At 51.5% G+C, this 15,269-nt stretch carries 18 protein-coding genes; 1 reads left to right on the top strand and 17 read right to left on the bottom strand.

From position 1 onward, the window contains the following. From B5F34_RS08895 to B5F34_RS08810, 17 genes are all read right to left on the bottom strand, one after another. On the bottom strand, nt 1–812 hold an 812-nt coding region (locus tag B5F34_RS08895), incomplete at its 3' end, for a DUF932 domain-containing protein (RefSeq protein ID WP_087337544.1). 40 nt (nt 813–852) lie between these two features. Then, entirely contained in the window at nt 853–1,143 is a 291-nt protein-coding gene (locus B5F34_RS08890; protein ID WP_087337540.1) for a DUF4120 family protein, read from the bottom strand. Between the two features lie 338 nt (nt 1,144–1,481). Beyond that, complete coding sequence (locus tag B5F34_RS08885) at nt 1,482–2,183, bottom strand: hypothetical protein (RefSeq protein ID WP_087337537.1); 702 nt, start codon at nt 2,181–2,183, stop codon at nt 1,482–1,484. Nucleotides 2,184–2,186: 3 nt separating this feature from the next. Next, nucleotides 2,187–2,894: a hypothetical protein gene (locus tag B5F34_RS08880; RefSeq protein WP_087337534.1), complete on the bottom strand. Its 708-nt coding sequence runs from the start codon at nt 2,892–2,894 to the stop codon at nt 2,187–2,189. Between the two features lie 6 nt (nt 2,895–2,900). Further along, nucleotides 2,901–3,929, bottom strand: a complete 1,029-nt coding sequence (locus tag B5F34_RS08875) for an LPD29 domain-containing protein (protein WP_087337531.1) — start codon at nt 3,927–3,929, stop codon at nt 2,901–2,903. Between the two features lie 12 nt (nt 3,930–3,941). After that, a complete protein-coding gene (locus tag B5F34_RS08870) occupies nt 3,942–4,151 on the bottom strand; it encodes a hypothetical protein (protein ID WP_087337528.1) in 210 nt (69 codons plus the stop codon). A 12-nt stretch (nt 4,152–4,163) separates the two neighbouring features. Further along, nucleotides 4,164–4,772: a hypothetical protein gene (locus B5F34_RS08865; protein WP_087337525.1), complete on the bottom strand. Its 609-nt coding sequence runs from the start codon at nt 4,770–4,772 to the stop codon at nt 4,164–4,166. A gap of 9 nt (nt 4,773–4,781) precedes the next feature. Next, nucleotides 4,782–5,012, bottom strand: coding sequence for a hypothetical protein (locus B5F34_RS08860; protein ID WP_087337522.1), 231 nt, complete (start codon nt 5,010–5,012; stop codon nt 4,782–4,784). 11 nt (nt 5,013–5,023) lie between these two features. Further along, nucleotides 5,024–5,605: a hypothetical protein gene (locus B5F34_RS08855; RefSeq protein ID WP_087337519.1), complete on the bottom strand. Its 582-nt coding sequence runs from the start codon at nt 5,603–5,605 to the stop codon at nt 5,024–5,026. A 22-nt stretch (nt 5,606–5,627) separates the two neighbouring features. Further along, nucleotides 5,628–6,134, bottom strand: a complete 507-nt coding sequence (locus B5F34_RS08850) for a DUF4313 domain-containing protein (RefSeq protein WP_087337516.1) — start codon at nt 6,132–6,134, stop codon at nt 5,628–5,630. Nucleotides 6,135–6,167: 33 nt separating this feature from the next. Continuing rightward, complete coding sequence (locus B5F34_RS08845; protein WP_087337513.1) at nt 6,168–7,100, bottom strand: hypothetical protein; 933 nt, start codon at nt 7,098–7,100, stop codon at nt 6,168–6,170. A gap of 85 nt (nt 7,101–7,185) precedes the next feature. Next, entirely contained in the window at nt 7,186–7,476 is a 291-nt protein-coding gene (locus B5F34_RS08840; RefSeq protein WP_087337510.1) for a hypothetical protein, read from the bottom strand. A gap of 14 nt (nt 7,477–7,490) precedes the next feature. Further along, nucleotides 7,491–7,805 (bottom strand): hypothetical protein, encoded by a 315-nt coding sequence (locus B5F34_RS08835; RefSeq protein ID WP_087337507.1) that lies wholly within the window; start codon nt 7,803–7,805, stop codon nt 7,491–7,493. Nucleotides 7,806–7,816: 11 nt separating this feature from the next. Next, the gene (locus B5F34_RS08830) at nt 7,817–8,311 is read right to left on the bottom strand and encodes a hypothetical protein (protein ID WP_087337504.1); all 495 of its coding nucleotides are present in this window, start codon (nt 8,309–8,311) and stop codon (nt 7,817–7,819) included. 242 nt (nt 8,312–8,553) lie between these two features. Next, the gene (locus B5F34_RS08820) at nt 8,554–11,556 is read right to left on the bottom strand and encodes an N-6 DNA methylase (protein WP_087337501.1); all 3,003 of its coding nucleotides are present in this window, start codon (nt 11,554–11,556) and stop codon (nt 8,554–8,556) included. 79 nt (nt 11,557–11,635) lie between these two features. Next, entirely contained in the window at nt 11,636–12,577 is a 942-nt protein-coding gene (locus B5F34_RS08815) for a hypothetical protein (RefSeq protein WP_087337500.1), read from the bottom strand. A gap of 1 nt (nt 12,578) precedes the next feature. After that, complete coding sequence (locus B5F34_RS08810) at nt 12,579–13,418, bottom strand: DUF4121 family protein (protein WP_087337496.1); 840 nt, start codon at nt 13,416–13,418, stop codon at nt 12,579–12,581. Between the two features lie 338 nt (nt 13,419–13,756). Here B5F34_RS08810 and B5F34_RS08805 point away from each other — a divergent pair, with 338 nt between their 5' ends. Beyond that, entirely contained in the window at nt 13,757–14,707 is a 951-nt protein-coding gene (locus tag B5F34_RS08805; RefSeq protein ID WP_087337493.1) for an IS30 family transposase, read from the top strand. Nucleotides 14,708–15,269 lie beyond the last annotated feature (562 nt).

The raw sequence follows: 15,269 nt of genomic DNA, 5'->3' as shown, positions 1-15,269 counted from the left end.
GGCTTGTAGATCTCGGTGGCCACGTTGTACAGGTCCCAGGTGGTAATCTGTCCCTTTTCATTGAACAGTTTCAGCACCTCTTCCGTGAATACGGAAATCTGTCCCTGGTTCAGCGGGTAGGTTTCCACGGAGGATGACAGGTTCCTGTCCGAACTGTCGTGGGCCACGCGCATGGCCGTCAGCAGTCCTATGTACATATAAATTTCTTCCAGGGAAACGGTTCGGCGTTTCATCCGCTGGATCCGCCCGATGTCCTCGTTCATGTTCACCTCGAAGTTGGCCAGCCAGCCGTCCACCGTCTCGAATACCCCTTCCGTCGTCACCTTGTTCTTCCCGTAGTTGCATACGCTCCTTTCCGGCGAGAGGATGCACTGGTTGTGGCATATCTTCACGCACGGGCCGATGGCCGCCTGTATGCCGTCCTGGTGGTAGGCGACCACAAGTGTCGTGGTCAGTTCGTTCGTCTCCCAGTCCTTGATGCGGATGGTGGCGAAGATGCGCCGGAGGATATGGGCTTCCACGGCCTTTTCCCCGTGAGTCTGTTCCACCTGAGGGAGGATGCTCACGCCGGGCTGTGTCTTGTTCCGGTTCTGGGCCGCGAAGATTTCCTCCACTTCGTAGTCGAGGTTGTATTTCTCGCAGATGTCCGTCATGCGCTGCAGGACTTGGTAGTGATAGATGCCCTGGACAGGCTTGCCGTAGATATCATTCTCCTTGTAGGTACGTTGGAGAGTCTCGAAGTTCATTACTTCGATTCCGTTGTTCTGAAAGTCAAACTGCTGTTGTCTTTCCAATGCTGCTGATGTGTACATAATCTTGAATTTTATAAAGTTAATACTATGTTTTCTGTCATCAGGTGTGTATCTGCCATCCGTGGAACGGTGTCAGCGTGACGGCAAAGGACCTGTCCGGAATGCCGTGGTAGAGCAGGCCGCCCACGATGCCTGTTTTGCCGTCGGGATAACGCTGCGTGAAGCCGAACGAATACGGGGCATGGTCGTAGTAGAGTGAAATCTCACAGGGGTAGTTGGGATTCTTCTCCCATTGTTCCAGCCTGTCCAGGCATTTTTGCAACGAGGTGTCACCGATGGATGCGGCATACCGCTTTACATTCTCGAAATGTTCTTGATTCAGGATTTTCATGACTTTTGTATTTTATCTGTTAAACACGTCCGGCTCCGGGAGCCGGTATTTTTATTTCTCGCCTGCCTGACTGTCCCGTGTCCGTACCGTAACAAGGCTTGGCGAAAGAAAATACCGCAGCGCAGCGAGGACGATTTTCTTTCAGCCAACCCCTCCGGGGCATGGCCTTGTACGGTACACGGGGCACGGGGCTACCTTTGCAGGCCGGAAATGAAAATGCGGCAGTACCCCCTGTATATGATAAGACATCGGGCTTTATTTAAGAAAGGAAAACGGTGACGTTTGAAATGAATCCTTTCTGCCCGTCACCGCTTTTGTCCTGTACCATTTTCGGTTTTTTATTTCCCGGAAAGGAAGGCAAGGTAATTCCTGACCGCCTTGTCGCAGCCTGTGAAATCTGGAATGCGGCGGCCTTTGTATAGCCTGAAGTTCATGTTCGTCTCTTTGTCTATGGTTATTACAGACCTGTTGAATGTCCCTTTGGTCCGGATATGGATGTCAAAGCCGTCGCGTTTGGTGATTTCAAGGAATATTTCAGCCGTGATTTTTTCACCTGCCAGAAATTTCCGTTTGTTGTCATCAAGCAACTGTTGCCATTCTGTTTCCTTCTGTCTCCTTTTCTCCTCTTCTTCCATTTTCATTTCCAGACGTTTCTGCTCCAGCTTTTTTGTGTACGCTTCACGTGCCTGCATCAAAGGAACGGGATCAAGGCCAAGCTCCTCGAATACACGGATGTCCAATTGGGTGACACAATTGCCGCTTTCCGCATTCTTCAAGGTCTTCGCTATCCAGTTTCTGCAATATGTTTCAGCTTCTTCACGGGCTATCTCCTTGTCAAGGATGTAGCGTGGATACTCGCCGCAGGTGAAATAGACATTACTTATCTTGCAGACCACATAGAAACAGTCTGCACTTTCATTTCCGCTTTCATTTTTCTTTACCAGCGAGATGAAGACATTCTCCGCATAGGGTTCAAGGTCCATATACGGGGCGATGATGGCGTTGCCGTCGAATCTGTATCTTAAAACTTTTGCTTTCATACTTTATTCAGTTTGTTTGTTGCTGCATATTTCATCTATGATTTCTTTTTCGCTCCTTTCACTTTTCAGGAAGGCAAAGAGGCGTTGGAAAAAGAACGGGGCATGGTCCGTTCCCAGTTGCGAACCCACCCCGTTTTTGACCGCACACACGGCAAAGCGCCCAAGTCCAAGACTCTCCTTCTGCGGTACGATGTGGAAGGACAAGTTTTCTGTGGCGTTGATGTGAAGTCCCCTATGATAAGTGTAAAATGTTTTGGGTATTCTTTTATTCTCATCCATATCCACCCGTTTGTATCCGAACTTTTCCAACAGCCGGATGAGTTCTGAGGTCGGTATTCCTGTATGTGAAATGATGACAGCCCAGTTTATCTCCACCAGAGTTTCCTCATAGCGGTCGTAGAACTTGTCGAATTGTTCCTGGTATTCTTCAAGGAACTCACCGTCTTCGTTACACATGTCTTCAAGAGCCATTCCGTTATTTCCGGCGAGGACAAGATCGCTTAATCCGCAGGCGACTTCATTGAGCAGCGAGCGCTCCTCGTCCTTGTCTTTCTCTGTTCCGACGGCTCTGAGCCGGGCATACCGGTATAAAGTAGCCTGAACTGAAGTGTCCGGTTCCTGCAATATATCCGTGATGCCATGCCCGGAGAGTTTCAGCCTGATACTTTCTGGCAGGCTGCACCACCATTTGTTTACATTGTCCTTATTCATAATATCTTAAATTAAATGGTCGTTTGTATATTGTTTTTTTGATTGCCATGCCTTGTGCGCAATGGCGACTTCCTGCCGTTCTTGTTCCAGGCATTTTTCCGTTTCCGGAGCATATCCGAGCAGCCGTATGTATCCTCTGTTGCAGCCGGTCAGTTCGCACCGCATTCCGGCAGCCTCCAGTTTGTCGATACGTTTTTGGGCCGTTTTTGCGCTTGAATACTCTTTAGGCCAGAAATAATGTTCGCCCTGTGAACCGTAAAAGTCTTCCCCCAGTATCATTTCCCCGGTATGCCTCCGGCTCTCGATGAAGCCGAACCGTGCCTTGCCCAGTGCCTGGCGTAACGCCTTGTGTGCCGGTCCTTCGGGATGCGTGAACACTTCAGGGCTGTCTTTCCCCGTGAGTTCCGGCAGTTCGACCTTATAGGGCTGCTTATAGTTGCCGACTCCGAGAGTGAGGTAGAAATTGGTGCAGAAATAGTCCGTCATGGGATCGCTGTCGTCGAAATTGTACGACATCACGAAATCACGGACATTCGTCATCACCTCTTTCGCGCGGTCCGTCAGGGACATGTCGGATGCGATATGGTAATGGTTGATGTCTCCCTGCACTTTCCCGGATTCTTTGGTGAAAGCCTCGAAATCAGCCGTCATCAGACGGATGTTGATTGAGCTGTATCCGCTCCTGCGGACAGAGAACCTGTATTTCGGATAGGTCTCCTTGAGCCATGTCCGCACCAGTCCGACGATTTCGGGGGCGTGCTGCCCCTTGTAATTGCGGCCTTTCCAGCGGTATTCATTGTACACGTATTCTGTGTATTCCCTTGCGGTGGCACCTTGGCAGTCATATTCGTAACCTGTCGAATCCGACGGGATGGAGGATTTGTCTTTCCATATATCGAACAGTTTCTCGAATTCGATATTCACCTGCTGCATGACGGCAATGTCACCACCCTTGTCGGGGTGGTGAAGCATTGCCAGACGGCGGTACTCTTTCTTCAGGTCCGCCAGACTTCGTATGTCTTGAAAATAAGTCATAAGCGTAAAGTTTTATGCCCCTGCAAGGCGGTTGACAAAATACTCCTGGAAGTCAAGGTCAAGACCGAGATTGCCGCACGCGGCCTCTATGTCGCCGTCTCTCAGGTCATTCGCGTCCTGCAATTCCTGCAGGTACCGGATTTCGGCATCCAGGTATTCCTGTGCCTCCTGCCTGCCGCAGCCGCATGAGCCGCAGATCAGGTCAATGATGTTTCTTTTCATATAATCTGTACTTTAATGTCCGTATTCCTTGTAAATGTTCCGTTTCCGGTCATAGTCCAGGGATTTCCACCAGGCATCTGCGGCATCGGCAAATGCCTGTGGCCCGTTATCCGGAAAATGGTCCGTCCCTTTCAGACCGGTTATCCTTCCTTTCAGCCGGAGGTCCGCGGAGACCCACCAGGTTTCCATCTTCCGCTTGAAGCCCTCCAGCATGTCGAAGCCCGTATGGCCTTCGCATTCTCCGCACCACCGGCTGTCCATGTCGTCATCCACGTCGCTGCGGAGTTCGTCGGTATTGGCATCAATCCAAGCCTGGATTTCTATTTTCCTTGATCCGCAGGATGCGCACACAAGGATTTCCCTGTCCTCCGGCTGTTTTCGGAATGCTTTTCCGTCATAAAGTTCAACGGCCCGTTCCACCAGAAGCTCCCGGTAGGTGTCCGACAGTTCCACATAAAACCGTTCGGCGGCCCCGAACACTCCCTTGTCCGTCATCTGGCACCATTTTTCCCAGAAGTGACGGGACATGCCTCCGTACACAATCCTGCATTCTTCCTCGTTCCAGCTGTTCCACATATAGTAGAAGAAGCTGGATACCGCGTTTTCCGCTTGATATTTCATACTGCGTTTCTATTTGAGGTTGTACATTCTTGCAAAATGGCTGTTCACCTCGGGAATCCTTTTCTTGTAATAGGGCTGGTTGTCCCTGCACCAGTCCACCAGCTCCTGCTTGTCCCTGAAAGGCTTTCTCCAGCTTTGGCCGCTCATGATTGTTTCTATTTGCGGTGCCAGTTCCCTGATGAACGCTCCGACAGTCCATCCTTCCCGGACGTGTCTGTTCATGTTGATTCTTGCTGCCATATTGTCGTTCTTTAAGAGTTTCCGTTTGTGTTTTCAAGCTGCAGCATGGCCGCCTCATACATCTGGTTGAGCCAGTCGATGTTGCTGGCTCCGAGCTCGTAAGGAGTGCGGCAGGCCACCTCTTCTCCGCATTCCTTTTCCGATGCGAATACCGTCAGGCTGTTGTCCGTGACTTCAAGTCCCGTTACCCGGCATTCATAGGGGTCTCCGTTCTTGCCGAACCAGATGACCCATACAGGGTCTTCATCGTTGTCGGCAAATGATATTTCTTTCAGCCCGTGGGCATAAAGCAGCTGCCTGATGGCCTCTATGATATCCTTACGCAGCTCTTCAATCCTGTCGCCGAAACACATGGCGGTGTATTTTACCTTGCCTTTTTTGTCCCGTTCCCTGAAAGACAGGATCTGCATGTCGGGATGGCTGCCGAACTTCCAGTCCGTCACCTCGTCATCGTCACAGGTGGTGTGGATGTTGCCGCCCAATACCAGCCCGCAGTCTTCCGTTACCATTCTTTCCGCCTCGTCGCGGTCCTCGGCCACGACCTTGTAGGTACCCTCGAAGGAGTACCTTACTCTTACATCGTACTTTGTCATAATCTTTAATTTTATGATTGGGTTATTGTTCATTTTCTGTTGTCAGTCCATCCCCGAAAGCCTCCGGGGATATCCGGTACAGCTCCGGCAGGTTCAGTCTTACCATCGGATATTCCACCCATCCGCTCCTGCGCCTGTAGCCGGTGTCTTCGGCAAGGTTGTTCCTTATGAGGAATTCCATCGCATCCGGGTTGTTGCCGGTGTCAATGAAAGTCCTGTCCGGAATCCCGAATGCCGGAGAGTCTTCCAGGTTGACGGTAAGCACCGTATAGGTCTCTCCCGTGTCCGGCACTTCCAGGAACAGGGCAGGCCAGCCGTTCGTGTAGAATCCGGGAGAAAGACTCAATGCCTTTTCATGGTAAGAAAACGTCCTTTCAGACCGGTTTTGGTCAGGTTCCAGAATTTTGAAGTCGTCTTCGCCTTCAGTAAATGTCATCATCGGACAGGATACGTCACAATAGCAGCCGTCCTCGTGGCTGCACAGGTATTCTTTCTCCTTGAAGAGGATGATTGCATATTTCTTTTCCATAATCCTATGTATTTGGTTTATTGACTGTCAATCTCATGAAGCGACAAGGCTTATCTTTTCACCGAAGAAGGAATCGCATACTCCATAGACACGCTTGATGGAGCATTCATAGGTTGACCTCTCGTTGTCAAGCCGGAAACGGAATCCGTGGTAGTCCTTGACTTCCAGTCTCAGCCTGATGTCCTCTCTGAGCTCCATTTCAAGAAGGCTCCCTCCACCGTACATGGAACTGAACAGCCCGCAACAGTTGCCTTTTGGAATAATGACTTCTTTGAACGAGAATCCGGTGTCATAGAGTTCTTCCAGACTTACTTTCCCGATATAGGTCAGCAGGTTGGCTCCGCAGCAGGAGTTGATGAGTTCCTGATAGAACTGCCCGTAGGATACCTGCTCCTTGCCGTCCCTGTGCTTTTTGTCCGGAAAGCGGCCGCATGTCTTATAGCCTTTTTCCTTAAGCGTCTTCTTTACTCTGGCGGGATTGAGATTCAGCGCATCCACCATGTCCCCGAAATAGGATTCCTCATACCGGTAGCCGTCCTGTGATTCGAGCCAGTTGGAATTGATGCAGTCATAGTCGGACAACATCTCGACACGCACGGGAATGTCATCCGTATTCTTGACCAGTTCCTTCAGTATGTCTGAGGAATTACGGCTGTATATTTCCTCCCTGATTTCATATTCGTATTCTCCGAAGAACTGTTCCACGGCTTCTTTTCCGAAGTCATGGGAACTGATGCATTCATCCTTCAGTTTTGCGACAATATCACGGACCGCTTCCCATTCCGCGTCACTGTACCATTCGTCCACTTTTTCCAAAAGTCTTTCACAGTTCCTTTCTTCCAGGCATTTCTGAATAGTGTCTCGGCAGTTGTCAAGATTGTCGCGGTAATCCACCCACACCCATGTGTAGGAAGGCTCCATGAGCGATTTCACAAAGTCCATCGTCAGTTTTTCCTGTCCTTTCATTTCTGTCACCTGTGTACGGCAGGATTCATTTTCCCGTACATGAATTTATAAATGAGAGGAGAGCGACCTTGCGGCCGCCCTCCGGTTATCTGTCCTCTTCATGGAATACCTGTTGGAACTTGTCACGTTCCATTACCGTCTTCCCGTTGAAATCGAAGCGGGCGGAATGCCCGTATCCGCTTCTCGGCTCTCCGCCGAACCTTTGCAGGGCCGTGTCAATATCCCAATCCGTGTCACCTATGCCGAGAGAGATGCCCTCGTGGTGGAGCAGGTGATGGGCCAGGCGCAAAGCTGAAAATGTCTTGTGTTCGTGGCGCAGGTAATCGAACGCCCGTATTGCGATATCCCGGTTGGGGACTTTGACTGTCGTTGCCATATCCGTTGTTCTTGTCAGTTGAATACATTGATGTCTTTCCCGTTGTCCCTGGCGGCCAGGGCTCCGAAGTGTATCTCCAGTATTCCCGGATTGAAACACAGCATGGAGTTGTAGTCCATCCGTTGCCATAGCGTGAACCGGTCCCCAGCGAATGACCATCTGAAATAGCCGGACAGCGAGCCGAATTTCGGGTTGACGTTCCTGTTTATCAGAAGCCTGTTCACGTCCACGATGTTTTTGGCCGCCAGGATGATGTTCAGTATCTCCACGAATGCCAGCTGTGAATACGGGTCCACCGGCATTACCGGTCCTTTGAAATTGATTCTCATGTCCGTCGTTTTTAATTGTAGTCATCGTCAAATATCTCGTAGCGGTAAGGAGCCATGTCAAGGTAATTGCTTGAGACTCCCGTGTATATAAGTTCGCCCGCCGGCATGTCCGCAGGGTCTTCCTCCGGTTCCGTGAGGGTATGCCCGTACAGGTCCAGATAGTGCGAGACCATCATGTACGGGTCGTCAGCGGTGAGGTCATACCCGTAATGCCCGCTCCATGTGATGAAATGCTCCGCGTCTTCCCCGCCGAGCGTTTCAAGCGCGTCCCTGATGTCGAAGAAGTTGGGGCACAGCCATTCCCGGCTGATCAGCAGGTCGGGTATGTCTTCCCATCCGAGGTATCTGTACTCGGGTTCGCGTTCCTTCGGGAACAGGTCCGAACAGGCATTGAGGAATTCGCCCATGTCGCCGAAATCCGACATCCGGAGCCAGTTGTCCTTTTCCTGCCTGATATCTATGAGGTGTTGTGTCGTCACGGACACTTCTGAACGGTTCAAGTCCATAATCTTCTGTTTTTTTTGTCGTTGTCAATGAATGGTTCATGACCGTGGATTTCATTCCACGGGCCGGCAAAGGGCCGTGTCCCGGCTGTGCAGGGTTTTTACGGAAAATACCGGAGCCTGCAAAGGCGAGGATGATTTTCCGTAAAACCGCCCGCGGCCTGACCTTGCACGGCCAGGAAGGACACGGGCTACCTTTGCCTGTGGAATGGAATCTGCGGTCTGCTGCCATCATTCTCATTCTCTCACTCCTTGATGCGCTGGCTGCCCCAGCTGATGTGTATCTTTCCTTCGCTGTCTTCCGTGCGGACAAGCAGGCTGTCGATGACGGACATCGTGATGTCGAACTCCTCGAAGATCTCGGATTGCTCCCTGACCTCCCCGGTCTTGATGAAATCGTTCAGGCGTTCCTTGGCCAGCACCAGCGCCATCAGGTTCTGCTCGACCGAATCCTCGTAGGTGACATAATGCACGTTCTTCATTTCCCTGGAGTCCAGGCGTATGAAACGGAAGTAGAACTGTTCCATCCGTGGGATGTTCCATTGCAGGGATTCCAGTATCACGTCGTTGCAGGTGGGTATGTTCACCGAGCTGCTCAGGCTCTGCTGCGTGCATACCAGGATGCCGTTGATGGTGGAGTCGAACTCCGTCACGATGTCCTGGCGTTTTCTGAACGCCACGTCCCCCTTGACAGCGAATACCGGCCTGTCGGGGAAATGTTCGCGGATGTAGCTCCCGTACAGGTCGAAGGATGCCAGCGTGGTGCAGCCGACGGCCACCTTGCCGGGGATTCTCCTCACAAGCCTTTCAATGTATCTTGTCTTGCAGGGATACCCGTCTCCGTAATATCCGTCTATCAGGTGCGGCACCGAGCAGGCCTTGATGAGCAGCTTGATCTGTCTTATGAGTCTCAGGCCGGCATCCTTTTTCGTGTCACCCGTGCTGTTGTAGTACAGTTCGCAGATGCGGTAGAACTCCTCTATGATGACGCGGTACACCTCGCGTTCCCCCTCCGAAGGACGGACGGCATGTGTGCGTATCCGGTATTTCTCTCCCGCGAAGTCACGGAACTTCCGGGTGATGACCGTCTTGCCGATGAGTCCGGAAAGTTCGTCCTTGTTGTAGACGTCCTGGTTCTGTTTCTCTATCCCGAACACGGTGGCCTTGCCGGGGCAGTGGCAGGCGCGGAACAGCACATGCCCCCTGAAGGCGGGGAACGGGGTGCCGTAATCGGGGTTGCTGTCCTCTTCTATTTCCCGGTTCCTGTTCTCGCGGTAGATCTGCGGACTCCAGCATATCATGTTTACCGAATTGTTGTAGAGCAGCTCGAACTGGCTGTACAGTTCCGCTATGTTGTTGCGGGTGGTCGTCCCGGTGTCAAGGATCTTGTACCTGAGCCTTCTGAATATGCACAGGACGTTTCTTGTACGCTGTGACATGGGATTGGTGATTTCGTCCGACTCGTCGAAGACCAGGCACAGTTTCCTTGACGTGCGCTTGACAAAACGTGTCAGTCCCCGTTTCAGCCTGCCGAGCATGGAGGTGGAGACGACAAGGAACATCCCTTCCGGGATATTCTCAAGGTCACTCTCCGTTTTTATCATCTTGAACCTCTCCCTGTTTACGGTGAGGAACGGTATCCAGGTCATGTGGGTGGCGATGGCCGGTGCAAGTATGACGGCGTTCCTTACTTTCCGGAACTTGAGCAGGTATTTCGCCCGGTGATAGACGGCGGTGGTCTTGCCCGAGCCCTGCTGCCAGTTCAGAAGGGCGTAGCGTTTCTGAAGCACGAGATTCAGGTCGTGTTTCTGCAGGGAGGTGAATTCGCAGACTTCGCCGTCCCTGTTGATGAATGTGCAACGGTCCAGGTATTCTTTCAGCCTGCCGTCTTCCTCCATTTCCGGGAACTGCCGGTCCTGCATTTCATACTGTTTCCGCTTGCGCCGTATCAGCTTCTCGGCGGCACGGATCTGGCTCATGTTCTTTTCTGTCGGCAGTTCCGGCACAGGCAGTACGGCACGTCCCAGCACGAGGTCGTTGATGCCTGCCGCCTTGTGCGTGACCTTGTCAAGCAGACGTGGGGCGTACTGTTTCAGCTTGAAGCCGTAGGAGGTCTTCACCAGCGCCACCTCCTTGCGGGGCACCATGTTCTGCGAGGTGATGTACCTGCGTATGATGCCGAGGACCTTGCCCGTCGTGAGCTTCCTGCGTTCCCATTCCTTCATCTGCTCCTTGGTGGCGCCCTCCGGCGGTTTCTGGTTGCGGAACTTCGTGACCAGGGCCTCCGCTTTCTTGATGTGCCTGTTCAGTGCGGGATGTGCCTTCAGCTCGTACATGAACTTGGCCAGCCTGTACTCGAATGTTTCCAGTTCCTCCCTGTCTATGTGGCTGGCCTCCCGCATCAGTTGAAGGCGCAGCCGGCGTTTCATCCTCCGCGCTTCGGTAATGCGTTCTTTAAGTTCCTCCATGCTGACAAACTCTTCCGCGTTGTAGGGATGCATTTCCATGTGGATGGAACGGCGGTGGAATACCATGACCTTCGTGGCGAAGTTCCGCACTCCGACGGGGGCGAAGGCTGCCGGGTCCAGCCGGGTCTGGCCGATGAAGGAGAAATTTGAGTTGACACCTGCCACACGGGTCTTTTCCCAGAACTCGCTCTGCATGAAGGAGAGCGGGACGATGACCATCAGGATTCCGGCGGGGTTGAGCACGTCGTAAGCCTTGTCCATATAGTATTCCTGTGACAGCCTGTAATCGAACTTCAGGTTGAAGGGAGGGTTGCCTATGACGATGTCGAAACGATGTTCGGGATTGTACTGTTGTATGTCGCATTTCTCGATATGGGCTTCCGGGTAGAGGTGTCTTGCGACGGCCACCGCCTTGCCGTCTATGTCGAAGCCGTAGGCGTTGTGCGGGTTGGGCAGGTGGTTGAAGAAGTTTCCCATGCCGCAGCACATGTCGAGGACCATTTCCGTCGATGTCGGGGAAAGGATCCCGACCATGTCCCTGCATACTTCATGCGGGGTGAAGAACTGTCCCATCTCGGACTCCTTCTTGGCCTCGGCATATTCGTGGTAGCTGGCGAAGTCCGACTGTCTGAGGCTGTGCAGTCCTCCGATGCCCGTGTAGCAGTTGTAGATGCTTTCCTTCGGGATGAGGTCCTTGCCGGAGCCTATGGCGAAAAGTATCTTCTCGTTGACCTCGGCACGCCTGTCCTGCGGTATCTTCTGTGGTATGATGGCATACATGTCTTTACTTTTTAATGGTTGGAAACGAAGACACCCCGCAAGGATGCCTTACGGGGTGCCGGAATAAGCTTTTCATGAATCAGTCTTCCTGGAGCGTGATTTCGTCCAGCCGCAACCGCCTGTAACAGTTTCCTGCGGTCTGACTGTCCTTGAAACGGATGTCGATGCGTCCGTTCTTGTAGAACTTGATCTGCTCGGCATTGGTCAGGGTGAGATTGTACCAGCCGCTGACGGAAACGTCGTTGCCGTTGAAATGGATAATCATCTTTGAGTCTCCGTTCAGTATGTCATCCGCACCGTAGGCGATACCGGCGCAGAGTGTTTCCAGTTCACCGCCGTAGTTGTAGGAGATACTGTTTCTATGGCTGTACTGCATGGTGAACTCGTCGAAGCGGATGATTTCGGGAAAGGTTATCCTGTCATTTTTCAGTTCCGGTTTGACCTTGCTCCAGCAGGAAGGCCGTACCGTTTTCAGAAAACGGGCCAGCAGTTCTTCCTCGGCTGTTTCCCTGAAGCTTTTGCCGCCCAGGTGTTCAATGACCGCATCCACATAGGTCTGATAGACGGGACGGAAGCCCATGCGCAGGGTCTTTTCATCAACCGCAGAAACGGGTACCGCCACGTTGTAGGTCTTGTTGAAATAGGAGATGATGCGGTCGGCGAAATTCGCGTTGGCGTTGTGGTTCTTGTCCACAAGGTCGTTGATCTGGTCGAACGGCTTGAACTCGTTGTGCGAATAGTCATCCTTTCCGAAGTCACTGATCAGGCAGTTCCGGACGGGAACCTTGCCGTTGTCCTCATACTTGAAGTTCTTTTCTTCCCGGTATCGTTCCGCGTCCTCCTTGAAGATGGCGTACCACCGGTCTATCTGGTCGAGTGTCTTGTAGAGCAGGTCCTGCTGCCGTTGGCAGTACTGGCGGTCCTGTTCCGTGATTATCTCTTCGTTTCTTACCTGTACGCTCAGAATGCTGGAAAGCAGGTCGGGAGCGTTGCCGACCCTGGCTGTTGCTGTCGTTTGCATGTCAGTTGGATTTTATGTGTTGAAAATTCTGTGATTGGATCCGGTAAAAGTAAGTGGTGTGCTTTTCCATGTCCTTGACAATCTTCACTTGCTCGGGATGGAAGTTGAGCCTCCGCTCTTCGGCCGGGACATCAATCCTTGCCCATTCGGCGGATGGCAGGAATACATATTCGCGGCGGAAGCACCATACCACAATCTGGTTTTCCCAATTGCCCTTGAATACTGTTCCTTCGTAATCTTTCAGGAATTGCCGGAACTCGGTTTCGTCACGGAAAGCGATGCCGTCACCCTGGTAAAGGTTTCCCGTGTCCGCATCTGTCTTTCTGTGAAGATAAAAACGGCGGTAGGTTTCCGTCGTGAATTTGCCGTAAAGAGGTTCCGGTTCGGAATAGGACCACAATGGCACTCTTGCCGTGAATGCCACGGCGCCATTGGCGCAGGCTCCGCAATATCCCCAGTCCTTGAAGGCGCCTTCTGTCCATCGGACAAACTTCATTTCTTGGGGATTGACGGAATGGAATGCCCCGCCGCTGACGCTCAGGCGGATATTCCCGTCTTCTTCCCACAGGAAAGGGATGTAGGGCTCTTCGCATATATAAACGCAGCCTGTTTCCAGGGCTTTTTCAATGAGCGCATTGCCATAATGGCTTCCGTGCCTGTCTGTATAAATCAGTCTGTCCCCGACCTGCGGGGTGGTTTCGGACCGTGTCCCCTCTATCAGTTCCACATAGGCGTTGACCATATCCGTATCTTCCTGTGTCAGCCGGTGGTCATGGTCATAGGAAACATTCAGTGCTTTGAGTGTTTCGACGGTGTACTTGTTCTTTGTTTTCTGCAACATGACTATGATTTTTTGTTAGTCCGGCTTTCTGGGGCCGGAGTTCCCATAACTACAGGCTTAAAAAGGTCGTGTTCCGTACATGCAAGGCTTCGGGAAAAAATACCGCAAGCCCTCCGGGCGAGGATGATTTTTTCCACGAACCCGAAGGGCTTGGCCTTGCTTGTACGAAAAGAACACGGATTACCTTTGCCTGTGGTTATGGGGACTCGGCTACGGTATGCTTTTCACTTTCCGATATGTTTCTAGGTAAATTAAACTAGAAAATGCAACTCAAATAAGTAAACAGTCGGGGAATTCCGACTGTTTTTAAGGTCAAAAATCTTACATTTGAGTTGTAAATGAAAAAGAAGAATCAATTGACCCGCGAGCAAAGGTATCAAATTTCCGCATTACGGCAAGCGGGTCACAGCCAAAAAGAAATTGCGGAAATTATATGCAAGGACAAGTCAGTCATCAGCCGCGAGCTGAAACGGAACAGCGGCAAGCATGGCTACCACCCCGCATTGGCGCAAGAGATGGCCGATGAGCGCAAGGAGCGCTTTCGCCGTCCGCGCAAGTTTACGGATGCGGTCCGCAAGCGGGTGTTGCGGGACTTGTGCGAGGAACAGTACTCCCCGGAGCAGATTGTCGGGCTGGCCCGCCGGGAGGGCAGGGAGATGGTCAGTCACACGCGCATATACCAGTTTGTCCGGGAGGACAAGGAAAATGGCGGCACGCTCTACTTGAACCTCCGGCACAGGCTGAAGCACCGCAAGCGCCCGGTGGGCGGCCGTTGCGGCATCAAAGGGCGGGTGTCGATAGAAGAACGGCCGGCCGTCGTGGACGCACGTTCCAGATTTGGAGACTGGGAGATAGACACGATTGTGGGCAAGGACAACAAGGGGGCCATAGTCACACTCACGGAACGGAAGACGGGATACCTGATGATGGCAAAGCTCCCGCAAGGGAAGAACGCCAAGGGATTGGCGGGAACCGTCATCCGGATGCTCACGCCATACAAAAGGCATGTGCACACAATCACTTCGGACAACGGGACGGAATTTGCTGAACACGAACTGATAGCCAAAAAGCTGGAGGCTCAATTTTTCTTTTGCCACCCGTATTCCTCGTGGGAAAGGGGGCTGAATGAACACACAAACGGACTGGTCAGGCAATATATACCAAAAGGAGAACCGATTGACAATTATGACAGATTGTACATCAGGAACGTACAGTATAAAATCAATAAAAGGCCGAGAGAAAAATTGGGTTTTGATTGCCCGAAAAGATTATTTTTCGCTTATTTGTAATGAAAAGTTGCATCGGTGAGTTTAATCTGCCCTATGAGATTGCGGCTTATTTATGATGCCTTTTCAAAAAGAAGTGTTACCTTTGCGGAAGAGATAAAGAGTTATTTGAAAGCATGAGAAATATGGCACTACCAAACAGTTCCGCATTTTCTTATCCGTTGCCCGTTCTCGTGCGAGTTTTCTACAAAAAGTTGATAGTCAAATAAGTTATCTAAAACTACAACAAATATACAAATAAAATATTTAAATAAACAGAAAAAAGTCTTTTAAAAATAGTCAGCAGGCAAGACGCTCCGACCTTTTCCTGCAAGAGTATATACGACATAAGCAAAAGCATATATATCTGTTGTACAGCAAGTTACTTCTTATATACAACAAGCGTGCTTCTTAGCGCCTGGCAATTCGCTCCTTATACCCCAGGATTTTACTGCTTATACTTTTGCCTTCTGCCGGACTCATCTGCTTACAGCCGCCCCGATTACCCGGCAGAAAAGCCCGCAATCCGGCCGGTCCGCATTTACAATGCGGAAGGGTAGAAAGACAAATTTATTCTTCAAAAGGA

Origin of the sequence: Mediterranea sp. An20, assembly GCF_002160055.1 — a bacterium.
GTDB classification, from domain to species: domain Bacteria; phylum Bacteroidota; class Bacteroidia; order Bacteroidales; family Bacteroidaceae; genus Bacteroides; species Bacteroides avicola.
This window is presented reverse-complemented; position numbering and strand designations above follow the sequence as displayed.